We start from the raw sequence: 25,117 nt of genomic DNA, 5'->3' as shown, positions 1-25,117 counted from the left end.
GTTTTCACCTCCTGATCCGGTAACCGGGCAGAATAATGCGGGCCAGTAACATGGGCAGCAGAATGATGCCGATCAGGACCAGCGCCCCCGACCAGGCCAGACGGTGCCAGGTGACGAAAGGACCGGCGGCGTAACGGAAGATTTCCATCGGCAGGGAGGCCATGGGCTGGGTCAGGTCCAGGGAAAAGTGGTTATTGTTCAGGGCGGTGAAAAAAAGGGGCACCGGATCGCCGGCCACGCCGGCCATGGCCAGTGTGATGCCGATGGCCACCCCCCGGGCCGCCGTGGGCAGGACAATATGCAGCATCACCCGCCACCAGGAAATGCCCAGGGCCAGGGCGGCCTCCTGCAACCCCCGGGGCACCAGGCGCAGTATTTCTTCTGTGTTTCTGGTCACCACCGGCAGCATGACGATGGCCAGGGCCAGTCCGCCGGCCAGGGCGGAAAAAGTATGCATGCGCACCACCACCAGTGTATAAATGAAGATGCCGGCGGTGATCGACGGAACGCCGCTGAGCACGTCGGCGGTGAAGCGGACCAGTGCGGCAAGCGGGCCGGGCCGCCGGGGTGCGGCCAGAAATATGCCCGCGGCCACGCCCCAGGGAATGGCGATCAGGCAGGCCAGGCCGACCAGCACCAGACTGCCGGTGATGGCGTGGTATACCCCGCCGCCGGGCAGGCCCACCGGCGCCGGCGGCCTGGTGAAAAACTGCCAGTTCAAACCGGGGATGCCCTGGAGCAAAATGTAGGTCATGATGATCAACAAAACGGCCAGCAGAGTGAGAACGGCTAAAGCGCACAAGCCCGTCATCATCCGGCAATGGATTTGACGCCACCGGCCGGAATACAGGGAAATGCCGCTTTTCCCCATGTCCCTTTCATTTGTTTCCCGGTACCCGGCCGCTCCTAAACGGTCCATTTTTTGACCCTCCGGTTCATTAGATAGATCATCAGGCGGGCCACTGTGTTGACCAGCAGGGTGACCAGAAAAAGCACCAGCGCGATGTGAATCAGCGCGGCCAGATGCAGCGGTTCCACCGCTTCGGTAAACTCGTTGACGATCACACTGGTCATGGTGTAGGCCGGGGCGAACAGTGACGCGGAAATTTGGGGACGGTTGCCGATGACCATGGTTAAAGCCATGGTTTCCCCGATCGCCCGGCCCAGCCCGAGGGTGAAGGCGCCCACGATGCCGGTGCGGGCGTAGGGAAGCACGGCCCGGCGGACCACCTCCCAGGGGGTGGCCCCGAGGGCGATCATGGCCTCACGCTGGCTGGCCGGAACAATCTCCAGCACCTCGCGCGAAACGGCGGTGATCAGCGGTGAAATCATAATTGCCAGAATGATTCCGGCCGCCAGCATGCCGACGCCGGTGGCCGGACCGCGAAACAGCGGCAGAAAGCCGAAATAGTGTTCCAGCCGGGGCTCTAACGAACCGGCCAGCCAGGGGGACAGCACAAAGTTGCCCCATAACCCGAAAATGATGCCGGGCACCGCAGCCAGCAGATCAATCATGAAACCGAGTATATTTTTAATCTTCCGGGGGGCGAATTCAGCCACGTAGACGGCCGCTCCCAGGCTGACCGGACCGGCCAGCAGCAGGGCCAGCAGGGTGGAAACCAGTGTGCCGTAAATGTAGGGCAGGGCGCCGAACCGTCCGTGCACGGGATCCCATTCCCGGGTGAAGAAGAAGGAAAACCCGAAAGCTTTGATCGAGGGGCCGGCCGCCTGCCAGATCAAAATCACCATCAGCAAAACCAGGCCGAGCAGTCCGATGGCGCAAATCAATGTCACTCCCCAAAAAACGCGGTCATTCCTGTTAACCGGGGTTCACTCCTTCGCGGTTAGTAAAGGCTTGTCCTGCCAGGATATGCTTTTTATTTTCTGCTCCACCCTGGTGACCACTTCCGGCGGCAGGGGGGCGTAAACCAGTTCCCGGGCCATCTTTTCCCCGTCGTGCACCGCCCACCAGAGAAAATCGGCCAGTGCCCGCCCCTTGTCCGGGTCGGCCTGCTCCCGGTAGGCCAGGATGTAGGTGAAGCCGGCAACCGGGTAGGCATTTTCACCCGGAGCGTCAACGATGGAAACACGCAGGTCGGACGGCATCCGGGCGGCCGCCCCGGCTGCGGCCGCGGTGATGCTTTCCAGGGTGGGGGCGACGAACCGCCCGGCACTGTTGCGCAGCAGGGCGTAGGGCAGGTTGTTAAGCAGCGCGTAGGACAGTTCCACATAACCAATCGCTCCCGGGTTGGCCTGTACCTGGCGGGAGAGCCCGTCATTGCCCTTGCCGCCGATTCCGGTAGGCCAGTTGACGGCGGTGCCCTTGCCCACCCGCTCCCGCCACTGTGGGCTGACCCGGCTTAAATAATCGGTGAAGATATTGGTTGTGCCGCTGCCGTCGCTGCGGTGCACCACCAGGATGTTTTGATCCGGCAGGTTCAGTTCCGGATTGAGCGCGGTCAGGCGGGGGTCGTTCCATTTTTTGATTTCACGCAGGTAGATGCCGGCCAGGACGGCGGAAGTCAGCTTGAGATGCCCGGTCAAGCCCGGCAGGTTGTAAGTGACGGCCACCGCCCCCAGCACGGTGGGGATGTGCAGAATCTCGCCGGGCGCCGCTTTTAGCTGCGCGTCGCTCATCGGTGCATCACTGCCGCCGAAATCAATGGTTTTTTTAGTGATTTGTTCGATTCCCGCCCCGCTGCCGATGGGCTGATAATTGATTTTCACATTGGCGTGCATTTGGCCGTAGGTGTCAATCCAGCGGGAATAAAGGGGATAGGGAAAGGTCGCGCCCGCTCCGTTCAGCAGAACGGTTTTCCCGCCGCTTCCCGGCGGGCCGGCGGCCTGCCGGCCGCACCCGCTCAGCGGCAGGAGCAACAGAAAAGCACTCAACATCACCAGGGAAAGCTTCCTGAACATGTCTTTGCCCCCTTTACCCAAAATCATCCGGCAGGTTGTCCCGGATCCAATTGTACAGCTGCAATGTTAACCCGGGGTTATGACAGGATTAAATATCCAGCACAATGGGACTAAAGTAGCGTTGTTTGCTATGTTGATGAAAATGGTCATACTTTTGCCAGCGGCCGGTTTTTTCTCTTTTTCCCTTCGGTGCGTAGGAATTCTAAATTTACTGTCGAATGTCTTATCTTCAGGTTTTTTTGGTGATACCGGAGTTGTTGCCGTATATGAACGGGCAAAACACCGGCTGATTGCCGGGGAAAGGCGGGGAACGGTTTGTTTGTGAAAAATTTGCGCCGGCTGACCATTTTTACCGCCAGCCTGGGCAGCGGCAAGACCGAATTGGCGGTGAATTTCGCCCGCCGGCTGAAAGAGCGGGGGCTGCCGGTTTCCGTGGTGGATCTGGATGTGGTCAACCCTTATTTCCGCACCCGCCTGGTGCGGGAGGAACTGGAGCGCGAAGGGCTGACGGTGATCTGCCCGCGCGGGGAGTGGGCCGGCGCCGACTTGCCGGCCTTGCCGCCGGCGATCTGCGGCGTGCTGGAGGACGGACGGCGGTACGGCGTCTTCGACGTGGGTGGCGACGATGTGGGCGCCACAGCCCTGGGCCGGTTCAAACCGAACCTGCCGGACGGTTCATATCACCTGTGGTTTGTGATCAATGCCTGCCGCCCCTTCACCCGGGACAGCGACGGGATTATCAACCACCTGCGCAGCATTGAAAAAGCCTCCCGTCTGACGGTGACCGGCCTGGTGAGCAATACCAACCTGGGCCGGCAGACGGATCTGGACACGGTGCTGGGCGGGCACCGGGTGGTGGAGGAGGCCGCCCGCCGGCTGTCCCTGCCCGTAGTGCTGGCCACCGCCCGGCGGGCGCTGGCCGGTGAGTTGCAGGAGCGGTTGGGTGCGGATATACCGGTTTTGCCCCTGGATCTGTACATGCAGCCGCCCTGGTCCGGAGAATAGGACCGGATCTCCAGCCGGTTTTTACTCCGGCATCCCGGGAGCAGCGACTGCTTGCCCTTGTGGCAGTTTTCCAGCGAAATACCCGGCCGGACGGCCGCAGTCCAAATTTGTTCCGGCGGACGCCGGCCGGCGTCCAGGGCAAGCGGACGCGTGCCGGTTTGATTGCGGGCGGTTTGACTGCACCCATATAAAGAATGCGTTCCTTGCTTTCCGGTCCAAGGAAGCCGGCCAGGGATGGCGCATTCGGAAAAAACTGGCGCAGTTTTTTTTCCAAACTAAGGAGGGGAATTTTTTTGGCTATTGCGCGCGTAACATTCCATGAGGAGAGGTGCAAGGGCTGCCGGCTCTGCGCCGTCTTCTGCCCCAAGGGCATCATCACTATGTCCGGCCATATCAACGCCATGGGTTTCCATCCGGCCACCGTTAGTGAACCGGAAAAATGCACCGGGTGCGCCACCTGCGCCCGTATGTGCCCGGATCTGGTCATTGAAGTGGAAAAGGAGGCGAAAAAGGTTGGCTAAAATTTTGATGAAAGGCAACGAGGCCATCGGTGAAGGCGCCGTGCGCGCCGGCTGCCGTTATTTTTTCGGCTATCCGATCACTCCCCAGAGCGAGCTGCCTCATTACCTGGCCAAGCGCATGCCCCAGGTGGGCGGGGTCTACCTGCAGGCTGAAAGCGAAGTGGCCACCATCAACATGGTCTACGGCGCGGCCGGCGCCGGCGCCCGGGTGATGACCTCGTCCTCCGGACCGGGCATCAGCCTGATGCAGGAAGGCATCTCCTATGTGGTGGGAGCCGAACTGCCCTGTGTGATTGTGAACATGATGCGCGGCGGCCCGGGTCTGGGCAACATCGCCCCCGCCCAGTCCGACTATTTCCAGGCCACCCGGGGGGGCGGCCACGGCGACTACCGGATGATCGTGCTGGCGCCGGCTTCGGTGCAGGAAATCATCGACCTGATGCAGGACGCCTTTGATCTGGCCGACCGCTACCGCAACCCGGTCATGCTGGCCGGGGACGGCGTGCTCGGCCAGATGATGGAACCGGTGGAACTGGGCGAAGAAAAAGAAGTGCGGATTCCGCCCCGGCCCTGGGCGGCCACCGGGCGCACGGGCGGGGAGAAACATTTGATCAACTCCCTGTACATTGTGCCGGAGGATTTGGAAAAGCACAACATCCGCCTGGCTGCAAAATTCGCCGCAATGGAAAAAGAGGAGCAGCGCTGGGAGGACTACCTCGCCGCGGACGCGGAACTGGTGCTGGTGGCTTTCGGCACCGCGGCCCGGGTGTGCAAGGCGGTGGTTGACCGCTGCCGGCGGGAGGGCAAAGCGGTGGGGCTGATCCGTCCGCTCACCCTGTGGCCTTTTCCGGTCAAGGCCTTCCAGCCTCTTCTGGCCACCGCCGCCCACTTTTTAACAGTGGAAATGAGCATGGGCCAAATGGTGGAGGACGTGCGCCTGGCCACCCGGGAATGCCGCCCGGTATATTTTTACGGCCGCTGCGGCGGCATGCTGCCCGTGGCCGGCGACGTCTACGCGGCAGTGCAAAAAATCCTGGCCGGAGGTGAAGCCAAATGATGCAGAAAGTCTTTACGCGCCCCCGCACTTTGAAGGATGTGCCCACACACTACTGTCCCGGCTGCACGCACGGCATTGTGCACCGGCTGGTGGCCGAAGCGATCGACGAACTGAACGTATTCGACCGCACCATCGGCGTGGCGCCGGTGGGCTGCTCGGTCTTCGCCTACAACTACTTCGACTGCGACATGTACGAGGCCTCCCACGGCCGGGCGCCGGCCGTGGCCACGGGCATCAAGCGGGTGCTGCCGGACCGGGTGGTCTTTACTTACCAGGGGGACGGCGACCTGGCCGCCATCGGCACCGGGGAAGTGGTGCATGCGGCGGCGCGGGGCGAAAAAATCACCGTCATCTTCATCAACAATGCCATCTACGCCATGACCGGCGGTCAAATGGCGCCGACCACCCTGATCGGCCAGAAAACCACCACTACCCCCTACGGCCGGGACCGGGAGCTGAACGGCAGCCCGGTGAAAATCTGCGAGATGCTCGGCGTGCTGGACGGAGCGGCCTATATCGCCAGGGTTTCGGTGCACAATCCGGCCAATGTGGTCAAGGCCAAAAAGGCGATCAAGAGGGCTTTTGAAGTGCAGATGGCCGGCCACGGATTTACTTTGGTGGAAGTGCTTTCCGCCTGTCCCACCAACTGGGGTCTGGCGCCGGACGAGGCTCTCCGGTGGCTGGCGGATAACATGGTTCCTTACTACCCCCTGGGGGAATACAAAGCACCGGAGGAGATATAAATGTTTCAAGCCATTCTCATCGCCGGGTTCGGCGGTCAGGGCGTGCTGTCCACCGGGCAGTTGCTGGCCTACGCCGGCATGCTGGAGGGCAGGCACGTGGCCTGGATACCGTCCTACGGCCCGGAAATGCGCGGCGGCACGGCCAACTGCGGTGTAACCATCGCCGACCGCCCGATCAGCTCTCCGGTGGTCAGTGAACCAACCACATTGATCGCCATGAACCGGCCCTCCCTGGAAAAGTTTGAACCGGATGTGCAGCCGGGCGGACTGATCCTGGTGAACAGCTCATTGATTGACATCAAGGCCAGGCGCACCGATGTGCGGGTGGAATATATCAAGGCCAACGAACTGGCCGAAGAAATCGGCAACAGCAAGGTGGCCAACAATATCATTCTGGGCGCCCTGCTGGAAATCACCGGCGTGGTGTCCATCGACGCGGTGGAGGAGTCGCTGCGCAAAGTCCTGCCCGCCCACCACCACGATTTGATTCCCGTCAACCGCCGGGCGCTGGAGCTGGGCCGGGAACTGATGCGGGAAAAAGGAACGGAGAAGCGATAAAATGGTCAACGAATCGCGGATACTGGCGGAATTTCTGGAACTGGTCCAAATCGACAGTCCCAGCGGCAGCGAGCGGGCCGTGGCCGGTGTGCTTACCGCCAGGCTGGAGAAGATGGGCTTTTCCGTGCGGGAAGACGGCGCCGGACAGTCCACCGGCGGCGCGGGCAACCTGATCGCCGTCCTGCCGGCAGCCGGCGGCGACGCGCCGCTGCTTTTGTCGGCGCATATGGATACGGTGGAGCCCGGCCGGGGCGTGCACCCGGTGGTGACGGACGGCGTGGTGCGTTCTTCCGGCGACACCGTTCTGGGCGCCGACGACAAGGCCGGTATCGCCGCCATTCTGGAGGCGGTCCGGGTGGTGCGGGAGGAAGGAATCACCCACGGCGGCCTGGAAGTGGTTTTCACCATCGGCGAGGAAAGCGGCCTGTGGGGGGCCAAACAGCTTGATACGAGCCGGATGCAGTCACGGCTCGGCTTTGTGCTGGACGGCGAAGGCGGGCCGGGCTGCATTGTCACACAGGCGCCCACCCAGGACAAGATCGGCGCCCTGGTGCGCGGCCGGGCGGCACACGCCGGGGTCAACCCGCAGGACGGGATCAATGCTATCCAGGTGGCCGCGCATGCCATCGCACGCATGTCGCTGGGGCGGCTGGAAGAAGATACAACGGCCAACATCGGCGTCATTTCCGGCGGCAAGGCGATCAACATCGTGCCCGACGCCTGCAACCTGCTGGGCGAAACCAGAAGCCTGGACGGCGCCAAACGGCGGGCGCTGACGGATGCCGTCTGCCGCATCCTGCGCGAGACGGCGGCGGAATTCGGCGCCACCGTGAACATCTCCACGGAAACCCTTTATCAGAGCTTTGTCCTGGCGCCGTCCGACCCGGTGGTGCAGGTGGCGGTTGAAGCGGCCGGCCGGCTCGGTTTTAAACCGGAACTGGTGAAAACCGGCGGCGGCAGCGACGCCAACATCTTCAACCAGAAGGGCATCCCCACCGCCAACCTGGGCATCGCCATGCAAAAGGTGCATACCACGGAGGAATACATCCGGGTGGCCGACCTGGTGGACAGCGCCCGCTGGCTGGTGGAGATAATCCGCCGGGCGCAGGCATAGTGCCGGCCGGAACGGGGTATACTAATTCGTACGGCCGTCTGCGGTTTCATCAGACGGCGGCGGTTTTACCGCCCGGTGCCGGGCCGCGGCCGGCGCTGCTTTTTGCGGCGGCGTCCAGTGGCGGACTGCCCGGTGCCTCTTTTGCCGGCTGCAACCATTTTACCGGCCGGCATGCCGGGTAAAAGCGGGCCTTTGGCGGCCGCATTGCCGGATTACACCTGCTTAGCCGCTTTGCTGTCCGGGGCACATGCCGGCTGCCAGGGCGGACTGCCGGTGTTGCTTTACCGGTTGCAGCCGCTTTTTTATCCCGCTATATACCGGTGTCCAGGTGGTGACGCCGGCTTCATTCCGGTTGCAGCCGCATCAACGCCCGGCCAACCGTTTTCCCGGCGCCGGGACGTTGCGCCGGGAGCCGGCCGGGTTTCCATGATGGGGGTACTGATATGATCCGCATTCGCACGGGACGGGTTTTGCGTATTATTTCCAGCGTCGCGCAGGTTGATGAAGTGACGGTGGCGGTGGACGGCCGGGAGGAACGGGCCGTCAATTACAGCCGGCTGACCGGACCGGTGCACCCGGGAGACGAAGTGATTCTGAACACCACGGCAGTGCACAAAAAACTGGGTACCGGGGGTACCCATTTTATTATGGCCAATATTAACTGCCGCCGCAGGGATGCCGCCGTTCACGGCCACATCATGAAGGCGCGCTATACGCCCAGCCAGGTCAAGGTACTGGCCGTGGAAGAAGCGGAGCACCCGGCCAATTCACTTTACCGGGATACCGCCTTCCTGGACGGCATACCGGTGGTGGTGGCGGAACTGCACAGCATGATCGCGCCGGTGGCGGCGGCGGTACATAAAATGAGCGGCGGCCGCGCCCGGCTGGTTTACCTGATGACCGACGGGGGGGCGCTGCCCCTGCCCTTGAGCCGCCTGGCGGCCGAATTGAAGGCAAAGGGCCTGCTGGCCGCCACTGTCACCTGCGGCCATGCCTTTGGCGGCGACTTCGAAGCGGTGAACGTGTACAGCGGCCTGCTGGCGGCCAAAGGGGTGGCCGGGGCGGACATCATTGTGGCGGCCATGGGGCCGGGGATCACCGGCACTGGATCGCAGTTCGGCTTTACCGGCCTGGAGCAGGGTGATGTGGTCAATGCCGTGCACGTGCTTGGCGGCCGGCCGGTGGCCGTACCGCGCATCAGCTTCGCCGATCCCCGGGAACGCCACCACGGCTTGAGCCATCACACCCGTACCGCCCTGGGCCTGGTGGCGCTGGCCCCCTGCACCATCCCGCTGCCGGTAATGGAGCCGGACCGGGCGCAACTGGTGCGGCGGCAACTGACGGCCGGCGGCCTGGCGGAAAGGCACGAACTGGTGGAGGTGGACGGCGGCCCGGCGCTGGAGGCGCTGCACGAATACGGCATCCGGGTGACCACCATGGGCCGGAGTGTGGAGCAGGACCGTGAATTCTTTCTGGCCGCCGGAGCGGCGGGAATTTACGCCGCCGGGCTTTATGCAAGCCGCCGGCCGGCCGCTTCAGTTCAACCTGGAGTTGATTAGATCCTGCAGCGTGCGGTAACGGCGGCCGTATTCCTTTAAAAGGGCGCAGACCTCCCTGATCCGGCCTTTAATAAATAACGACCGGGAAGAAAAATAGATTTGCATCACAATCATCTCCCGTATTTTTGTGCCGCGGACACCGGTCGGCGGGCGGGGGCATGTCCGGCACGGCTGGACAAAATGTGCCGGCCCCGTGGAGCGGTGGTTACCGGCCGGCTTGCGCCCCCGCGCTGTTTTCAATGTATGTAAGCCGGGAGTGCTTTATGCAGGAGGGAGGAGAAAGTTTCTTTGACCCGCACCGGAATTCCCGTCATTCTCACCGCCGATGCCAGCGGTGCGGCGCGTGCCGCCCGGCAGGGGCTTGTGGTAGTGATCGTGGATGTGATCGATATGTCCACCAGTCTGGAAGCCGCACTGGATGAAGGTGCGGCGGCGGTTTACGGCGCCGGCACGGACGGGGTGCAGCCGCCGGTGCCGGTGGACCCGCAACGGGTGGGCCGCCTGGCCGGCGGGCGCGCCCGTACCCTGGGCACGGATGTGGTCTTGATTGCCGAGCCCCGCGGGGGCGGCGACGAACAAAGGCTGGCCGCCACCACCCGGGTGCGCTCCGGTATCGCGGCCGCCGGCGCGTCCATTGGTGCTTTATTGCCCAACCTGGGGGCCGCCGTGGCCGAACTGGCCGATCTGAAGGGGCGGGTGGTGGTGGCCGCCACCGGAGCGGGCGGGGCGGCTTTTGACGCCGCTTTGACTGCCGGCGCACCGGCCGTGCTCACCGGCACCATCGCCCGCACGCGGCACAAAAAGGGACTGCGGCCGGCGGAAGCATCCGCCGCCCGGGCGTTGGCCGCCGCCGGGCGCCTGTCCGCCGGAGTGGCGGTGGTGGCGGCCAGCGGCAACTCCCTGGAAGATCTGCTGGCCGCAGAATACATCTACCGCCTTTTGCTCGCAAAAACTCATTGCCGGTAGCATACCGGCGGGCCGGTTGCCCGGGTCACATTCCACCGGCGCTTTCGCCGGCTGGATAGCGATTCCCGGTCCGGGCGGGACATGGAGAACCGCCCGCCCGTATGTTTGCCCGTCATAAACCTTGCTTCCCTTCCATAAACATAAGCATGGACAGGTTTAAGGGGGGCGGGGGATGATCCGGCTATACCGGCGGCATTTTATAAACGCTTTGAAAAAGCTCTGGCCCGTCAGCCTGCTGGTACTGCTCATTTTTGCCCTGGGTATCGCGGGCGGGGCCTGGAACGCGATCAACCTCCAGTATGGACAGGCCAAAGACCTGCACGATTATCTGGCGGCATCCCTGCCGCAGTTCAATCACCCGCTGCCGGACTCTTCGCGGGCTGTACGCGGTGCCGTCGGCGACAATATGATCATGGTGGGCGTCATGTATCTTTCGGGCCTGAGCCTGATCGGCATTCCGGCCGTAATCGCACTGGTTTTTTTACGCGGCTACGTACTTGGTTTCGCGGTTGGTTTTCTCTGCCGGGATCTGGCCGGCCGGGGGGTGCTGCTGGCTGCCGCTTCGATTATGCCGCACAACCTGCTTTACCTGCCCGCTCTTTTCACCGGGGCGGTGGCCTCGCTTGCTTTTGCCGCGCAGCTTTTGCAGCGCCGTCCGGGGGGGCGTGACCCGCTCTTGTTTTCCCTGTCCCGTTATACGGCAATCATGGTGGTGGTGCTGGCCGCCGCGGCCGGCGCCGGCCTGGTGGAAGCCTGTTGTTCGCCGTGGCTGACCCGGACGGTGGTCAACCTGATCGGTGCCGGAACTTAAGGGTACCGGTGGACGGCAGTCAATCCGGCGTACCGTCCGCGCCGGCACGTGCGGTATCCGGCGCACCGCCGGACATCCCGGCCGCTTGTACGGCCGGGCCGCCACCCGGCCGCACCGCCCGGCGCAGGCATCCGGCGGCGCCGGATGCCTGCCGTTTAACGTCTCATACCGACTGAAACGGGGGGAGCGAAATGTTTGTCATGTATATTTCCCGGCTGCGGCAAAGAGTGATGAAATGCCTGCGCCTGCTCCTGGTACTGGCCATGCTGGCCGTGCTGGGCAGCCAGATTTACGCCCTGTTTGCAGGCTCCCGTTCCCCCGGTGAAAGACAGGATCCTTTGCACCGGGAACCGGTGCGTATGGAGGAGCAAAGGGAAACGCCCGCGAACGGCTTGATCCCGGCGGCCGTTCACACCCGGGTGCTTGATCGCCTGTGGCAACTGCTGGAACAGTATTACCACGGCCGGCCCGGCAAACAGGAATGATCCTTTTGTCGTCCGGATGACGGAGGAAAAGCCGGTCCGGCATAGAATCTTTAATGGATGATAACGCACAGGAGGGATGGAAAATGCCGGCAAAGGTATTTTTTACTGATTTGCGGGCCAATCACAGGCAAAACCTGCTGGACAAACTGGAAAAATTGTTTGACCGTGCCGGGATGGCCGAACTGATCGCCCCCCGGGATCTGGTGGCATTCAAGCTGCACTTTGGTGAGCAGGGCAATACCGGCTATGTGCGCCCCCAGTTTATCCGCCGGTTGGTGAACAAAGTCAAATCATTGGGCGGCAAGCCCTTTCTCACCGACGCCAACACCCTTTATGTGGGCGGCCGGGCCAATGCGGTGGATCACCTGCAAACAGCAATTGAAAACGGTTTCGCATACGCCGTGGTGGATGCCCCCCTGGTCATTGCCGACGGACTTAACGGCCGTGACTACATCAATGTGGAAGTAAATTTGAAGCATTTCCAAACGGTCAAGATTGGCAGCGCCGTAGTGCATGCGGATGCCCTGCTGGCGGTAAGCCACTTCAAGGGGCATGAACTGACCGGCTTCGGCGGGGTGCTGAAAAATATCGGCATGGGTCTGGGTTCCCGCGGCGGCAAGCAAATGATGCACTCGGACGTTTTGCCAGCGGTGGAGCCGGAAAAATGTGTGGGCTGCGGCCGCTGCACCAAATGGTGTCCCGGGGAGGCGATCACTGTTCCGGCGGAAACCAAAAAAGCGGAAATCAACCGGGAAAAATGCATCGGCTGCGGAGAGTGTACGATTACCTGTCCGGAACAGGCTATTGCCGTGAACTGGAAGACCGAGCCCGACGCCATTCAAGAAAAAATAGTGGAGTTTGCGGCCGGGGTGCTTAAAAATAAAACCGGCAAGGCGGGCTTCATCACCTTCTTAAACAACTTTTCCCCGGAATGCGACTGCGCCGGTTGGACTGATGCGCCGGTGGTGCGGGATATCGGCATGCTGGCCTCTTTGGATCCGGTCGCCCTGGATCAGGCCTGCGCCGATCTGGTCAACCAGGAACCGGTACTGGCCGGCAGCCGTCTGGCGGACAAGCCCGGCGTTTCCGACAAGTTCCGCGCCCTGTGGCCGCAGGCGAACTGGCAGCGGCAGTTGGCCTACGCCGAAGAAGCCGGGCTGGGCAGCCGGGCATATGAACTGATCAAAATCTAAAATTTTTATATTTTTTTGCCGCAAAATGGGAACCTTTTCCGTCCCGGGCACGTCTATATAGTTAAACGGGTTCGGGAGGGATGATGATGGATCAAAAAACCTCGATGGGCGTGCTGGCGCTGGCTGTGCTGGTAATGCTGTTCATTCTGGCCGTAATGCACAACCCCGCTCCCGCCCCCGGCAGCCGCGCCGGAGAAGCGGCCGGTGCCGGTGGACAGGCCGCCCCGCTGGTTGAATACGGCCATCAAGCCGGGTGGTGGCAGCACGGCAATTACTCCTGGAATCATATAGCGTATTGACTCTTTTCAGGATATGGCATTTAATTGTAAGACAGTTCCATCCGGGCTGTCTTTCATTTTTCCCTGCGCAGGCAGGATTTGCCGCTTCAATATGGAAATTAATGTTGGCGCAAAATTATCGCAGCGGGGGTGATTGCGCATGGAAAGCCTGGTCAGGGGGTTTATCCATTACCTGGGGGTGGAAAGGGGACTGGCCGATAACACGCTGGCCTCATACCGACTGGATCTATCCCAGTACCGGGACTTCACCCGGGCGCAGGGACTGGATCCGGTGGGGGAAAACGGCCGCCGCGCGGTGATGGCCTACCTGCTCAAGCTGAAGCGGGACGGACGGGCACCGGCCACCATTTCCCGGCATCTGGCTGCATTGAAGTCCTTCTACCGTTTTTTGTTGAACGAGCAGTTAATCGGTGTTGATCCCACAGCCAACCTGGAATCGCCCCGCTTGACCCAGCGCCTGCCCCGGGTGTTGACCGCCGCCGAGGTGGAGGTGCTGCTGGCCCAACCGCGTATGGGCAAACCGGGCGGGTTGCGGGACAAGGCCATGCTGGAGCTGCTTTATGCTACGGGCATGCGGGTGACGGAACTGGTTTCCCTGGATGTGGAGCATGTGAACCTGGATCATGCCTATGTACGATGCTTCGGGAAAGGGGCCAGGGAACGCATCGTACCCGTCGGATCGCTGGCCGCGCACTATGTGGCGGAATACCTGGCCCGGGGGAGGACAAAACTGACCCGGGGCAAAAGCACGCCGGCGCTGTTTGTCAATCAGCAGGGCCACCGCCTGACCCGCCAGGGATTCTGGAAGATCATCAAAAAATACGCCCGGCAGGGGAAAATCGAAAAAGTAATCACACCGCACACCCTGCGTCATTCCTTTGCCACCCATCTGCTGGAAAACGGCGCCGATTTGCGTTCGGTACAGGAATTGCTCGGGCACGCGGACATTTCCACCACCCAGATTTACACTCATTTAACCCGTGCCCGCTTGAAGGAGGTCTATGATCAGGCCCACCCGCGGGCCTGATTGCGTGCATACAGAGCGGCCGGAAGGGCCATGTTAAACAACGGCGCCGGCTGCAAAATCACGGATACTAAGGAGTGGGGAACTTGACGGGCATCAGCCGGGTAACATTGATCGTCATGGACAGCGTGGGCATCGGCGCCCTGCCCGACGCCGGCCTTTACGGCGACGAGGGGAGCAACACGCTGGTCAACATCGCCCGGGCGGTGGGCGGACTGCACCTGCCCCACCTGGGGCGGCTGGGACTGGGCAATATCGAACCGATTCCGGGCGTGCCGCCGGCCGCCGGTCCGGACGGAGCCTACGGCCGGATGGCCGAACGTTCGGCCGGCAAGGACACCACCACCGGCCACTGGGAAATGAGCGGCATCGTTTTGGAGCGACCGTTTCCCACCTATCCGCACGGTTTCCCGCCGGAAGTGATCGCCGCCTTCCAGGAACGCACCGGGCGGCCGGTGCTGGGCAACAAAGCGGCTTCCGGCACGGTGATCATTGAGGAACTGGGCGCCGAACACATGCGTACGGGCTATCCGATTGTTTACACCTCGGCGGACAGCGTGTTTCAAATCGCCGCCCACGAAGAGATCATCCCCCTCGAACAATTGTATCAGATGTGCCAAACCGCCCGGGAACTGCTTACCGGGGAGCACGCCGTGGGCCGGGTGATTGCCCGGCCGTTTACCGGGCGGCCGGGCAGTTTCCAGCGTACCGCCAACCGGCGGGATTTTTCACTTACACCGCCGGCGAAGACCATCCTGGATCTGCTCCGGGAAAAAGGACTGGCCGTAATGGCGGTGGGTAAAATCGAGGATATCTTCGCCGGGCGGGGTATCACCGCCGCCCTGCACACCCGGGGTAACATGGACGGGGTGGACGCCACGCTGCGTTTCATGCAGGGAAGTGAACGGGGGCTGATTTTCACCAACCTGGTGGACTTTGACATGCTATACGGTCACCGCAACAACCCGCGGGGCTACGCGGACGCCCTGGAGGCCTTCGACCGCCGCCTGCCGGAAATAACGGCCGCGCTGCGCCCGGACGAAGTGCTTATGATCACCGCCGACCACGGCTGCGACCCCACCACCAGCAGCAACGACCACAGCCGCGAATACGTGCCCCTGCTGGTCTACGGCCGGCCGGTGCGCGCCGGGGTGAACCTGGGCACCCGCCGCAGCTTTACCGACATTGCGGCCACCATGGCGGCCTTTTTCGGTTTCACTTTTCCGGCGGGGGAAAGCTTTGCCGGGCAGGTTCTGTCTGAATCGTTGCGCCGGGATTGGTAGACCCCCGGCGTGGCGGGGCGGCATGATTTCGATGGTGTTCGCGTTCCGGGCCGGCCGTGCGCAACCGCCGTCCCGGCTTGATGCGTACGGGCCGCCGGAAGGCGGCTGGATAAACAGCAGGTTATCCGCGGTTTTAAGACCGTAACAGCAGCATCTTACTGTAATGGGTTTGGAAGGCGGGTTTTCACATGCGCATGTACGATATCATTTTGAAAAAGCGCCGCGGGTTTGAATTGACCCGGGAGGAGATCGAATTTTTCATCCACGGTTACACCGCCGCGGACATACCCGACTACCAGGCCGCCGCTTTTTTGATGGCCGTTTTTTTCCAGGGGCTGACGCCCCGCGAAACGGCTGATCTTACTTTGGCCATGGCCGCTTCCGGCGATCAGGCGGACCTGTCCGCCGTTCCCGGGCGCAAGGTGGACAAGCACAGCACCGGCGGGGTGGGGGACAAAACCACCCTGGTGCTCGTCCCCCTGGTGGCCGCCGCCGGTGTGCCGGTGGCCAAAATGTCCGGGCGCGGCCTGGGGCATACCGGCGGCACGGTGGACAAACTGGAGTCCGTTCCCGGCTTCAAAGTGGACCTATCCCCGGATGACTTTGTCGCACAGGTGCGGGCGGTGGGCGCGGCGGTAGTCGCCCAGAGCGGCAACCTGGTGCCGGCGGACAAGAAGCTGTATGCCCTGCGGGATGTGACCGCCACAGTGGACAGCATTCCGCTGATTGCCTCTTCCGTGATGAGCAAAAAAATTGCCGCCGGCGGTGATGCCATCGTGCTGGATGTGAAGGCAGGCAGCGGCGCCTTTATGCGTTCCGCCGAAGACGCCTTTACCCTGGCCCGGGCGATGGTGGACATCGGGCGTCTGGCCGGGCGGGATACGGTGGCGCTGGTCACCGGTATGGACCAGCCCCTGGGGCGGTCCGTGGGCAACGCCCTGGAGGTGCGTGAGGCCATTGACACCCTGGCCGGGCGGGGGCCGGCCGACTTGAAGGAACTCTGCCTGGCCCTGGGCGGGCAGATGCTGACCCTGGCCGGGGCGGCGCCCACGCCGGAAGCCGGTTCCGGGCAACTGGCGGCACTGCTGGCGGACGGCCGGGCACTGGCCAAATTCCGGGACATGATTGCCGCCCAGGGGGGCGACCCGCGGGTGATTGACGAACCGGACCGTTTGCCGCGGGCCGCCCGGCAGGAAACCGTCCCGTCCGGGGCCGCCGGCCATGTCACCGCCATTCAGGCCGAAGCCGTCGGCCGGGCGGCCATGCTGCTCGGGGCCGGACGGCGGACCAGGGAGGACCGGATTGATCATGCGGTGGGCATCGTGCTGCACAAAAAGACAGGCGACCGGGTGGAAGCCGGGGAACCCCTGGCCACGCTGCATGTCAACCGGACGGAGGAATTGGACACCGCCCGGCGGGCGGTGCAGGGAGCTTACACCATTGGCCGGGTGCTGCCGGCGCAAAGTCCGCTGGTGCTGGGCGTGGTCGGTTAAAAAGCCGGCTGGAGGTTTCCATTAAAAGTAAAAAGAGCGTAAAGGATGGTGCGTTCGAGGTTTATCGTCCCAAGGGTAGCACGTCTAAAGTTAAAGAAACCTTCCGCCTGCTGGGAGTGCCCGATCAGAAAAGCAAGACGTATCATTTCTACCTCACCAACATTACGCCGGAACATCTTTCAGCAGAGGATGTGGCGCTCCTTTACCGGGCGCGCTGGAGTATCGAACTAATTTTCAAGGAACTAAAGCGCCTTTATCAATTGGACGTAATTTTCAGCGGCGCTAAGTGCCTTACCCTGCGAGGGGAGACCGCTGTCGGAGAGCCGTATGAGGGAAAACTTCACGTACGGTTCGATGAGGGGACGGCCCCGTAAGGGGCCTCCTACTACCCATTCGCCTGCGTCGGCGTGGAGCCGGAAATCGCCTTCACCGGCGGAGTGGCCCGCAACCGGGGCGTGGTGGCGGCGCTGGAGGCGGAGCTGGGGCGGGGGTTGCTGGTTCCCGCTGAACCGGAGATTACGGCCGCCCTGGGGGCGGCCCTGATTGCCCGTGCGCTCGCCTAAAGACCGTATTCCTTGATTTTGCGGTACAAAGTGGCTATGCCGATGCCCAGCACTTCGGCGGCCAGTTTTTTTTGTTCCGTTCCCGGCCCGAAGCTTTCCAGCACCGCCTTGATGTGGTTTTTTTCCACCTCTTTCAGGGTGTTGAAGGCCGGGCTTTTGTTTTTCATTTTCGCTTCCCGCAGTTTAAAAGGCAGGCTCTTTTCCAGAATACAGCTGGTGGTTTCAATGTTGAAGGCGTATTCCACGGTGTTCTCCAGTTCCCGCACGTTGCCCGGCCAGTGGTAGGACATGATTGCTTCCAGCGCCTGCCCGGAAAAACCGGTGATGGACTTTTTGAAGAGTTTGTTGTATTTTTTAGAGAAGTGCTCCAGCAGAGGGGGGATGTCCTCCTTGCGTTCCCTCAGCGGCGGGATGTAAATGGGAATCACGTTCAGGCGGTAATAAAGATCCTCCCGGAACTCCCCCTGCTGGATCATTTTTTCCAGGGGCTGGTTGGTGGCGGCGATGATGCGCACATCGATGTTCAGGAGGGTGTTCCCCCCCAGCCGGGTGACCGCCTTTTCCTGCAGGGTGCGCAGGATCTTCGCCTGCAGGCGGATGGGCATGTCCCCGATCTCATCCAGGAAAATGGTGCCACCGTCGGCGATCTCGAACTTCCCAGGCTTGCCGCGTTTATTGGCGCCGGTAAAGGCCCCCTCCTCGTAGCCGAACAGCTCGCTTTCCAGGAGCGCGTCCGGGATGGCGCTGCAGTTGATGGCGATGAACGGCTTGTTTTTGCGCGGGCTGGCGCTGTGGATGGCCCGGGCGATCAATTCCTTGCCGGTGCCGCTTTCCCCCCGGATCAGCACGGTGGAGGTGCTGCCGGCGAACTGCAGCACTTTCCTGCGCAGGTCGGCCATTATATCGCTGTTCCCGATCAAAGTATTTATGGTCACGTCCATGCGTTGTTCGGTATAATCGAGGAGGAGCTGTTTTACTTCTTCAAGCGGGCGGAAAGTGGCCACAGCGCCGATGATGCGGTGGTGGGAGATGATCGGGCGGGCGGTGCTCAAAAATTGCTTTTTCAGCCGGAAATCGTAAATTTCCTTGTTGGTATAACCTTCGCCGCTGGTGATTACGTCAAAGAGATGGGAGTCGGAGAGTATTTCGTCAATCGGCCGGTTGAGCAACTTCTGCGATTTGAGGTTGAGCATGGTGCCGGCGAATTCGTTGACATGGGTAATTTTACCGGCGTTGTCGATGGCCAGGATGCCCTCATTGACCGAATTCATGATCACCAGCAACTGATCCCGGGCCACCCGTATCTGGTTGATGTATTCCTCTTCTTTGATTTTGGAGACGATCATCGAGCCCATCTGCTTGATAAAGGCCAGCAGGTCTTTGGTGTGGCGGATGAGCACCGAACGCTGGGTTTCGTCGAAGGCGATCAGGCCGAAAACGCCGATGATTTCGTGGTCCAGCATGATCGGCGTGCACAGTTCGGCGCATTCCCGGCATTTGTCCTTGTGCGGGCAGGGCAGGCAAAACTCGTGTTCTCTCAGATTGGGGAGCAGCACATCCAGTTTGTCCGTGATCACTTTCCGGTAGACATAGTTGGAATTTATTTTGCGACCGATGTTCTGGGCGTACTGCCCGGTTCCGGCCACGCGCACGTAGTCGAGGTTGATTACCTCGACATCCACGTTGACCACGGTGGAAATGACGTTGGCGATTTGCTGGATGGGCTCTTTGATGTTCAGCAGATCAATCATGCTTTCACCATCGGAGTTAAAGAATTCTGTCATATGCCTCTAACTCTATTTTATCATATTGATAAGCAATTATCAATATGATAGCGGTGATTTTGCTGGTTTTTTTATTTTCTTTTTATCAGTTTAATAAAAATTTGACTTTTGTTTTTATTTTGACATCAATAGAATATGGCAGGCCGGGCGATAAGAACGACTGGTACAAAATTTGCTCGCTAACCCGGTATAAACCGGGCTGGTGCATAGCGGGAGGCGTGACGGGCGTCCGCTCCCGCCTCGAACGAAGCGCACGGGCGCTGAAGCGCCCGCTGATGAAGGAGGTGGCAGGCGGCTGCAAACATCCGGTGTATTTTGAAATATTAAGCGCGCACATCGGGGAAAAAAAGAAGGAGGGTATCTATGTCGACAGTGGCGGAGTTTAAAGGACAGGATGAGAACAACCTGCTGGAGCGCATTTTCCACCTGAAAGAACTGCGCACTTCCGCGCGCACGGAAATCCTGGCCGGGGTGACCACCTTTGTCACCATGGCCTATATTCTGTTTGTCAACCCGAATATTTTAAAGGACGCCGGCATGCCCATCCAGGCCACTTTCGCGGCTACGGCCATCTCGGCCGCCTTCGCCACGTTGGTCATGGGGCTGTACGCCAACTATCCCATCGCCATGGCCCCCGGCATGGGGCTGAACGCCTTTTTTACCTATTCGGTGGTCATCGGCATGAAACTGCCCTGGCAGACGGCACTCGGCGCGGTCTTTATTTCCGGGCTGGTCTTTTTCCTGCTCACCGTGACGCGGGTGCGGGAATGGATTATCGAGGGCGTGCCCCAGGTGCTGCGCCTGTCCATTGGAGTAGGTATCGGTCTGTTCATTGCTTTTATCGGATTAAAAAACGCGGGTATTGTGGTATTGAATAAAGATACGTTTGTCGCCCTGGGGGACATGCGTTCACCCGGCGTGCTGGTTTCCGTGTTCGGTTTGATTGTCACCGGCTGGTTGATGGCGAAAAGGATCAAGGGAGGACTGCTCATCGGTATCCTGGCCACCACCGTGGTCAGTATGCTTGCCGGCATCTCCCATCCGCCCACCGGGCTGTCCAGTATCGTTATGTTGAGCAATCCGTTCCGGGAAGTGGCCCCCACTTTCATGCACCTGGACATCATGGGCGTGCTGAGCTACGGACTTATTTCCATTTTATTCGCCTTTACCTTTGTCGATATGTTTGATAATATCGGTACTCTGCTGGGCGTCGGACGCAAGGCCGGCCTGCTGGATGAAAACGGCAATCTGCCCCGCGTGGGCAGGGCCCTGATGGCGGATTCCATCGGCACGATGTTCGGTTCCATCATGGGTACTCCGACGGTGACCTCTTATATCGAGAGCACGGCCGGGGTGGCCGAAGGCGGCAAGTCCGGTTTGACGGCGGTCACAGTGGCCGTACTCTTTGCCGTGTCCATTATTTTCGCCCCTCTGGTCGGGCTTATTCCGGCCCAGGCTACGGCGCCGGTGCTCATTCTCGTGGGCACCCTGATGATGGGCGAGGTCGTGCACATAAAATTCGATGATTTTACCGAGGCCTTTCCTGCTTTCATGACCATCGTGATGATGCCGCTGACTTATTCCATCGCGCAGGGCCTGGCCTTTGGTTTTATGTCCTATACGATCATCAAGTTGATTACCGGACGTTATAAGGAGAACAATGCGGTTACCTATACTTTGACCATCCTGTTTATTTTGCATTTTATCATCGGTTGAGGTCTTAACCTGACATAATAAATATTACATTCCCCGGGTTACCAAAAAGGCACCCGTTTCCGGTTTTGTGCGGCGTTTCGGCGCCCGCGGCCGGGAAAAGGTGGGAATCGGGAGGTTTCAAAGCCGTGTCTGTGCTATTTAAAAATGCAACCATCGTGACAATGAACGCCCGACAGGACGTGATTAACGGAGATCTGCTGGTGGAAGATTCCCGGATCACCGCCCTGGGAAGCAACATCACAGCCAGTGCCGATAAGGTTTATGATCTGCAGGGGGATTTTCTCATCCCCGGTCTGATCCAGACTCACGTCCATTTATGTCAGACCCTGTTCCGCGGCCAGGCCGACGATCTGGAGCTCCTCGACTGGCTCAGATGGAAAATCTGGCCGCTGGAAGGGGGACATGATCCGGAGTCCATTTATGATTCGGCGCTGCTCGGCATCGGGGAGCTTTTTCTGGGCGGGACGACGACCATCGTGGATATGGAAACCGTCCACCACACCGAGCACGCCTTTCAGGCCATTCTGGACAGCGGGATCAGAGCTCTATCGGGCAAGGTAATGATGGACGAGCCGGGCGGTGGGGTGCTGCCTTCTTTACAGGAGTCGACGGAAGACTCCCTGCAGGAAAGTGTGGATCTGTTCGAGAAATACCATGGACAGGGAAATGGACGGCTGGAAGTGGCCTTTACGCCGCGTTTTGTTATTTCCTGCACGGACGCTCTGCTCAAGGAGGTTTCCCGCCTGGCCCGCGAGAAAAATGCCTTTGTACACACCCACGCTTCGGAAAACCGGTCGGAAGTGCGGGTGGTGGAAGAAACCCGGGGCATGCACAACGTGGTCTATCTGGACAGGGTTGGGCTGACCGGTCCCCGGCTCATTCTGGCCCACTGCATCTGGCTGGATGATGAAGAAAAAGAGATTCTGGTGCGCAGCCGGACGCGCATCGCCCACTGTCCTTCCTCCAATCTGAAACTGGCTTCGGGTGTGGCCGCCATTCCCGAATTGCTCAAACGCGGTGCGGAGATCTCTCTGGGGGCGGATGGCGCCCCGTGCAACAACAACCTGGATGCTTTTGTCGAGATGCGCCACGCCGCCCTGATTCAAAAGCCTTTCTGCGGGCCTACCGCCATGCCCGCCCGGGAGGTCTTTGCCCTGGCCACGATTGCCGGCGCCAGAGCAATCGGTCATGAACACGATCTGGGCAGTCTGGAAGTGGGGAAAAAGGCGGATCTGGCCGTGGTCAGCCGCCAGGGGTTGCATAACTGGCCCAATGAAGGGGTGGACGTGTATTCACAGCTAGTCTACCAGGCCCGTTCTTCCGATGTGCGCCTGACCATGGTGGACGGGCGTATTGTGATGGAGGAGCGGCGTCTGCTCACCATCGATGTGCCCCGTCTGAAAGAAAGTGCCAGGCGCAGCCTGGAGCGCGTCAGGCGCAGGGTGGGCCTGAATTGAAGCCGAAGGAGGCAAATGCCGTGTCCGGATGGAAGGAAAAAATGGATGCGGCCCGCGGCCGCGCGGAGATAGATCTGGTTCTGCGCCGTGCCCGGCTGGTCAACGTTTTTTCCGGGGAAATTCATTTGACTGAAATCGGGATTGATCGGGGAAAGTTCGTCGGCATCGGCGCCTTCGAAAAAGCGCGTCGGGAAATCGATCTCGACGGGAAATACGTGGTTCCCGGGCTGATTGACGGGCATGTCCATATTGAGAGTTCGTCTCTTTGTCCGGAAGAGTTTTGTGCGCTGCTGCTGTCCCACGGGGTGACCGCAGCGGTGGTCGACCCGCATGAAATCGCCAATGTGGCCGGCCCGGCCGGTATACGTTACATCCTGGACGCGCTTTCCCCCCTGCCTTTCAACGGTTTTGTCGCTCTGCCTTCCTGTGTTCCGGCCACTGATCTGGAAACGTCCGGAGCGCGCCTTGCGGCGGAGGATCTGCGCCCGTTCGTGGATCACCCGCGGGTGATCGGCCTGGGGGAAGTGATGGATTACCCGGCGGTGCTGGAAGCCAGGCCGGATATGACGGCCAAACTGGAACTGCCCGTGCGGCACCGGGACGGTCACGCCCCCGGAATCGCCCCGCAGGATCTGAATGCCTACTATCTGGCCGGCATGACCACCGATCATGAGTGTACCACACCGGAAGAGGTGCTGGAGCGCCTGCGGCGGGGATTTTATATCATGCTGCGGGAGGGCAGCGCAGCCAGAAATCTGCTCGCCCTGCTGCCGGCGGTGACCGGGGAAAACGCCTCCCGTTTTCTTTTCGTCACCGACGATCGTCATGTGACCGACCTGCTCCGGGAGGGGAGTATTGATCATTTAATCCGCCTGGCCATCCGGGCCGGCTGCCCGCCCGTGCGCGCCGTGCAGATGGCCACCATCAACGCCGCGCGCGCCTTTGGCCTGGCCGGCCTGGGGGCGGTGGCGCCGGGTTATCAGGCCGACTTTGTTGTTTTAAACGACCTGGAGCGCTTTGAAATAGAAGCGGTGTACTGGGGGGGAGAGCGGCAGAGCAGCCGGGGGTCGCGGCCGCGTTTTTCACACCTGCCCGCGCCGCACCTGAAGAACAGTGTGCGCATCGGGAACTGGTCCGCGGACAGGCTGGCCGTGCGGCCGGACGGCCCCGCGCCGGGCGGAACCGTCCGCGCAAGGGTGATCGGGGTGCGTGAATTCTCCCTGCTCACCGATGCCCTGGAACGCGAACTGCCCGTGCAAGACGGCCTGGTGCAGTCCGATCCGGCGCGCGGGATAGCCAAAATAGCCGTGATCGAGCGTCATCACGCTTCGGGACGGGTCGGCGTCGGTTTTGTGGAAGGCCTCGGTTTGCAAAGGGGGGCGGTTGCCTCCACAGTGGCCCATGATTCACACAATCTGGTGGTGGCCGGGATGAGCGACGCCGAGATGGATCTGGCCGTGCGCACCTGCGTGGAAATGGGTGGCGGTTTCTGCCTGGTCGCGGGGGATCGGGTGCTGGGCCGTCTGCCCCTGCCGGTGGCCGGCCTGATCACGGAGCGCCCGGCGGAAGAAACGGCGGACGCGCTGGACGAACTGCACCGCCTTGCCCGCGGCCTGGGGGCCTTTGCCGGGACGGATCCCCTGATGACGCTGGCTTTTCTGTCCCTGCCGGTGATTCCCGAGCTGAAATTGACCGACCGGGGGCTGGTGGATGTGCACAGCTTTCAACCGGTACCCCTGCTGTTATGAAAGACGTGCAAGCTCCGGGAGGGGGGCCGATGATGAGCGGTGATGGTCCGGTTCCCCGCACGGCCCGTCTGCTGCCGCCGCCCCCGGCGGTGGTGGCCCTGACCGGTGGCGGCGGCAAAACCACCCTGCTTTACACCCTGGGGGGGTATCTGCACCGGCAGGGGCGGCTGGTGCTTCTGAGCACCACCACCCGGGTTTATCCGCCGGAACCGGATGAGGCCGTGCTCTGGACCGGCCGGGAACCGCCGCACCCGCAGTACCGGGGCGGCGTGCCCCGTCTGTGGGGGGCGGGCACCGATGCGGCCGGCAAGGTGGTGGGCGTCGATCCGTCCCTTTTCCGCTCCGCGGCGGCTGCCTGCGATTATCTGCTGGTGGAGGCCGACGGCAGCCGGGGATTGCCCCTCAAAACCCCTTTACCCGCGGCTGGCGGTGGCCGGAGCGGAAGCCTGGGTGGTGGACGCGGCGAAGGGATACGGTTTTGCGGTGGTCAATCATCCCGGCTGGGCGGCGGGGATGGGTTTCTTCCCTGGCCCGGGGGGATGTCTGCTCTGGCCGGGGCGGGGGCGCTTTTTGGCACCGCCGGCGCTTCCGGCGGCGGCAGGGGTTTGCTCCGGGCGGGGCGGCCGGGCGTGCTTATCACATTGATAATTGATTATCATCATGATAAGGCATTTTTCCCGTGCCGCCCTCTTTTTTTATCAAACTGATAACCCGGAGGATTCCCGTTGCCGGGAAGGAGTCCGCAGGCGCCGGTATTTGCGCCGCCTGCCGGCTGGCACTTAATTTGCTAGTCTTTTGATGCGTGGCCCGGGTGGAAAG

Annotated in this window: 26 protein-coding genes and 1 pseudogene; 22 read left to right on the top strand and 5 right to left on the bottom strand. The window is 61.4% G+C overall.

Features of this window, described 5'->3' with window-relative positions:
* Positions 1-4: 4 nt before the first annotated feature.
* The 3 genes and pseudogenes from pstA to pstS all read right to left on the bottom strand — a co-directional run bounded on the left by pstA (position 5) and on the right by pstS (position 2,919).
* Positions 5-919 (bottom strand): phosphate ABC transporter permease PstA, encoded by a 915-nt coding sequence (pstA, locus tag A6M21_RS02080; protein WP_201721814.1) that lies wholly within the window; start codon positions 917-919, stop codon positions 5-7.
* Positions 907-1,800 (bottom strand): annotated as a pseudogene (gene pstC / locus A6M21_RS02075) (phosphate ABC transporter permease subunit PstC); the annotation flags it as partial. The pseudogene pstC and the gene pstA, both read right to left, overlap by 13 nt.
* Before the next feature lie 30 nt (positions 1,801-1,830).
* Positions 1,831-2,919 carry a phosphate ABC transporter substrate-binding protein PstS gene (pstS, locus tag A6M21_RS02070; RefSeq protein WP_078060313.1) on the bottom strand — a complete coding sequence of 363 codons (1,089 nt, stop codon included), beginning with the start codon at positions 2,917-2,919 and terminating at the stop codon, positions 1,831-1,833.
* Positions 2,920-3,240: 321 nt separating this feature from the next.
* On the opposite strand from pstS, the gene A6M21_RS02065 reads away from it, so the two are divergent.
* The 7 genes from A6M21_RS02065 (at position 3,241) to A6M21_RS02025 (ending at position 9,476) form a co-directional block, all read left to right on the top strand.
* The gene (locus A6M21_RS02065) at positions 3,241-3,924 is read left to right on the top strand and encodes a nucleotide-binding protein (protein WP_066666294.1); all 684 of its coding nucleotides are present in this window, start codon (positions 3,241-3,243) and stop codon (positions 3,922-3,924) included.
* A gap of 299 nt (positions 3,925-4,223) precedes the next feature.
* A complete protein-coding gene (locus A6M21_RS02060) occupies positions 4,224-4,445 on the top strand; it encodes a 4Fe-4S binding protein (protein WP_066666293.1) in 222 nt (73 codons plus the stop codon).
* On the top strand, positions 4,438-5,502 hold the full coding sequence (locus tag A6M21_RS02055) for a 3-methyl-2-oxobutanoate dehydrogenase subunit VorB (protein WP_066666231.1): 1,065 nt from the start codon (positions 4,438-4,440) through the stop codon (positions 5,500-5,502). The genes A6M21_RS02060 and A6M21_RS02055 overlap by 8 nt, the downstream gene beginning before the upstream one ends.
* Positions 5,502-6,245, top strand: coding sequence for a thiamine pyrophosphate-dependent enzyme (locus A6M21_RS02050; protein WP_201721817.1), 744 nt, complete (start codon positions 5,502-5,504; stop codon positions 6,243-6,245). The genes A6M21_RS02055 and A6M21_RS02050 overlap by 1 nt, the downstream gene beginning before the upstream one ends.
* Complete coding sequence (locus A6M21_RS02045) at positions 6,246-6,803, top strand: 2-oxoacid:ferredoxin oxidoreductase subunit gamma family protein (protein WP_066666229.1); 558 nt, start codon at positions 6,246-6,248, stop codon at positions 6,801-6,803.
* 1 nt (position 6,804) lies between these two features.
* Entirely contained in the window at positions 6,805-7,917 is a 1,113-nt protein-coding gene (locus tag A6M21_RS02040) for a M20/M25/M40 family metallo-hydrolase (protein ID WP_066666228.1), read from the top strand.
* A gap of 443 nt (positions 7,918-8,360) precedes the next feature.
* On the top strand, positions 8,361-9,476 hold the full coding sequence (locus A6M21_RS02025) for a DUF3866 family protein (protein WP_066666225.1): 1,116 nt from the start codon (positions 8,361-8,363) through the stop codon (positions 9,474-9,476).
* On the opposite strand, the gene A6M21_RS19220 is transcribed toward A6M21_RS02025, so the two are convergent.
* On the bottom strand, positions 9,453-9,581 hold the full coding sequence (locus tag A6M21_RS19220; RefSeq protein WP_282434520.1) for a hypothetical protein: 129 nt from the start codon (positions 9,579-9,581) through the stop codon (positions 9,453-9,455). The genes A6M21_RS02025 and A6M21_RS19220 overlap by 24 nt on opposite strands.
* A 183-nt stretch (positions 9,582-9,764) precedes the next feature.
* Here A6M21_RS19220 and A6M21_RS02015 point away from each other — a divergent pair, with 183 nt between their 5' ends.
* The 10 genes from A6M21_RS02015 to A6M21_RS18590 all read left to right on the top strand — a co-directional run bounded on the left by A6M21_RS02015 (position 9,765) and on the right by A6M21_RS18590 (position 17,593).
* On the top strand, positions 9,765-10,442 hold the full coding sequence (locus A6M21_RS02015) for a hypothetical protein (protein ID WP_066666223.1): 678 nt from the start codon (positions 9,765-9,767) through the stop codon (positions 10,440-10,442).
* A 172-nt stretch (positions 10,443-10,614) separates the two neighbouring features.
* A complete protein-coding gene (spoIIM, locus tag A6M21_RS02010; RefSeq protein WP_066666222.1) occupies positions 10,615-11,253 on the top strand; it encodes a stage II sporulation protein M in 639 nt (212 codons plus the stop codon).
* Positions 11,254-11,444: 191 nt separating this feature from the next.
* The gene (locus A6M21_RS02005; RefSeq protein WP_066666221.1) at positions 11,445-11,738 is read left to right on the top strand and encodes a hypothetical protein; all 294 of its coding nucleotides are present in this window, start codon (positions 11,445-11,447) and stop codon (positions 11,736-11,738) included.
* Positions 11,739-11,821: 83 nt separating this feature from the next.
* Positions 11,822-12,931, top strand: coding sequence for a DUF362 domain-containing protein (locus tag A6M21_RS02000; protein ID WP_066666220.1), 1,110 nt, complete (start codon positions 11,822-11,824; stop codon positions 12,929-12,931).
* Between the two features lie 86 nt (positions 12,932-13,017).
* Positions 13,018-13,230 (top strand): hypothetical protein, encoded by a 213-nt coding sequence (locus A6M21_RS01995; protein ID WP_066666219.1) that lies wholly within the window; start codon positions 13,018-13,020, stop codon positions 13,228-13,230.
* Positions 13,231-13,369: 139 nt separating this feature from the next.
* Complete coding sequence (gene xerD, locus A6M21_RS01990) at positions 13,370-14,257, top strand: site-specific tyrosine recombinase XerD (protein WP_066666218.1); 888 nt, start codon at positions 13,370-13,372, stop codon at positions 14,255-14,257.
* An 83-nt stretch (positions 14,258-14,340) separates the two neighbouring features.
* The gene (locus A6M21_RS01985; protein ID WP_078060312.1) at positions 14,341-15,537 is read left to right on the top strand and encodes a phosphopentomutase; all 1,197 of its coding nucleotides are present in this window, start codon (positions 14,341-14,343) and stop codon (positions 15,535-15,537) included.
* 188 nt (positions 15,538-15,725) lie between these two features.
* Complete coding sequence (locus A6M21_RS01980) at positions 15,726-17,030, top strand: pyrimidine-nucleoside phosphorylase (protein WP_066666217.1); 1,305 nt, start codon at positions 15,726-15,728, stop codon at positions 17,028-17,030.
* Positions 16,937-17,404 (top strand): transposase, encoded by a 468-nt coding sequence (locus A6M21_RS19425; RefSeq protein WP_078060311.1) that lies wholly within the window; start codon positions 16,937-16,939, stop codon positions 17,402-17,404. The genes A6M21_RS01980 and A6M21_RS19425 overlap by 94 nt, the downstream gene beginning before the upstream one ends.
* Positions 17,405-17,437: 33 nt before the next feature.
* On the top strand, positions 17,438-17,593 hold the full coding sequence (locus tag A6M21_RS18590; protein WP_161485977.1) for a hypothetical protein: 156 nt from the start codon (positions 17,438-17,440) through the stop codon (positions 17,591-17,593).
* Here A6M21_RS18590 and A6M21_RS01970 read toward each other — a convergent pair.
* The gene (locus tag A6M21_RS01970) at positions 17,590-19,344 is read right to left on the bottom strand and encodes a sigma-54 interaction domain-containing protein (RefSeq protein ID WP_066666291.1); all 1,755 of its coding nucleotides are present in this window, start codon (positions 19,342-19,344) and stop codon (positions 17,590-17,592) included. The two genes, A6M21_RS18590 and A6M21_RS01970, sit on opposite strands and share 4 nt — an antisense overlap.
* A gap of 92 nt (positions 19,345-19,436) precedes the next feature.
* Here A6M21_RS01970 and A6M21_RS01965 point away from each other — a divergent pair, with 92 nt between their 5' ends.
* The 5 genes from A6M21_RS01965 to yqeC all read left to right on the top strand — a co-directional run bounded on the left by A6M21_RS01965 (position 19,437) and on the right by yqeC (position 25,005).
* Entirely contained in the window at positions 19,437-19,763 is a 327-nt protein-coding gene (locus A6M21_RS01965) for a hypothetical protein (RefSeq protein ID WP_066666215.1), read from the top strand.
* Positions 19,741-21,093 carry an NCS2 family permease gene (locus A6M21_RS01960; RefSeq protein WP_066666214.1) on the top strand — a complete coding sequence of 451 codons (1,353 nt, stop codon included), beginning with the start codon at positions 19,741-19,743 and terminating at the stop codon, positions 21,091-21,093. The genes A6M21_RS01965 and A6M21_RS01960 overlap by 23 nt, the downstream gene beginning before the upstream one ends.
* Positions 21,094-21,218: 125 nt before the next feature.
* Positions 21,219-22,550 (top strand): 5'-deoxyadenosine deaminase, encoded by a 1,332-nt coding sequence (locus tag A6M21_RS01955; protein WP_078060325.1) that lies wholly within the window; start codon positions 21,219-21,221, stop codon positions 22,548-22,550.
* Between the two features lie 20 nt (positions 22,551-22,570).
* Complete coding sequence (gene ade / locus A6M21_RS01950) at positions 22,571-24,298, top strand: adenine deaminase (RefSeq protein ID WP_078060309.1); 1,728 nt, start codon at positions 22,571-22,573, stop codon at positions 24,296-24,298.
* A 29-nt stretch (positions 24,299-24,327) separates the two neighbouring features.
* Positions 24,328-25,005 (top strand): selenium cofactor biosynthesis protein YqeC, encoded by a 678-nt coding sequence (yqeC, locus tag A6M21_RS01945; protein ID WP_066666213.1) that lies wholly within the window; start codon positions 24,328-24,330, stop codon positions 25,003-25,005.
* Positions 25,006-25,117 lie beyond the last annotated feature (112 nt).

It is taken from the genome of Desulfotomaculum copahuensis (assembly GCF_001655685.1).
In the GTDB taxonomy this organism is placed as follows: domain Bacteria; phylum Bacillota; class Desulfotomaculia; order Desulfotomaculales; family Desulfovirgulaceae; genus Desulfotomaculum_G; species Desulfotomaculum_G copahuensis.
This window is presented reverse-complemented; position numbering and strand designations above follow the sequence as displayed.

Coding starts and splice junctions, on each gene's coding strand:
- A6M21_RS02050 (WP_201721817.1), top strand. CDS start 5,502: ATGCAGAAAGTCTTTACGCGCCCCCGCACTTTGAAGGATGTGCCCACA.
- A6M21_RS02000 (WP_066666220.1), top strand. CDS start 11,822: ATGCCGGCAAAGGTATTTTTTACTGATTTGCGGGCCAATCACAGGCAA.
- A6M21_RS02040 (WP_066666228.1), top strand. CDS start 6,805: ATGGTCAACGAATCGCGGATACTGGCGGAATTTCTGGAACTGGTCCAA.
- A6M21_RS01960 (WP_066666214.1), top strand. CDS start 19,741: ATGTCGACAGTGGCGGAGTTTAAAGGACAGGATGAGAACAACCTGCTG.
- pstA (WP_201721814.1), bottom strand. CDS start 919: ATGGACCGTTTAGGAGCGGCCGGGTACCGGGAAACAAATGAAAGGGAC.
- A6M21_RS19220 (WP_282434520.1), bottom strand. CDS start 9,581: ATGCAAATCTATTTTTCTTCCCGGTCGTTATTTATTAAAGGCCGGATC.
- spoIIM (WP_066666222.1), top strand. CDS start 10,615: ATGATCCGGCTATACCGGCGGCATTTTATAAACGCTTTGAAAAAGCTC.
- A6M21_RS02025 (WP_066666225.1), top strand. CDS start 8,361: ATGATCCGCATTCGCACGGGACGGGTTTTGCGTATTATTTCCAGCGTC.
- A6M21_RS01995 (WP_066666219.1), top strand. CDS start 13,018: ATGGATCAAAAAACCTCGATGGGCGTGCTGGCGCTGGCTGTGCTGGTA.
- A6M21_RS02005 (WP_066666221.1), top strand. CDS start 11,445: ATGTTTGTCATGTATATTTCCCGGCTGCGGCAAAGAGTGATGAAATGC.
- A6M21_RS01970 (WP_066666291.1), bottom strand. CDS start 19,344: ATGATTGATCTGCTGAACATCAAAGAGCCCATCCAGCAAATCGCCAAC.
- A6M21_RS02045 (WP_066666229.1), top strand. CDS start 6,246: ATGTTTCAAGCCATTCTCATCGCCGGGTTCGGCGGTCAGGGCGTGCTG.
- xerD (WP_066666218.1), top strand. CDS start 13,370: ATGGAAAGCCTGGTCAGGGGGTTTATCCATTACCTGGGGGTGGAAAGG.
- A6M21_RS01980 (WP_066666217.1), top strand. CDS start 15,726: ATGCGCATGTACGATATCATTTTGAAAAAGCGCCGCGGGTTTGAATTG.
- yqeC (WP_066666213.1), top strand. CDS start 24,328: ATGATGAGCGGTGATGGTCCGGTTCCCCGCACGGCCCGTCTGCTGCCG.
- pstS (WP_078060313.1), bottom strand. CDS start 2,919: ATGTTCAGGAAGCTTTCCCTGGTGATGTTGAGTGCTTTTCTGTTGCTC.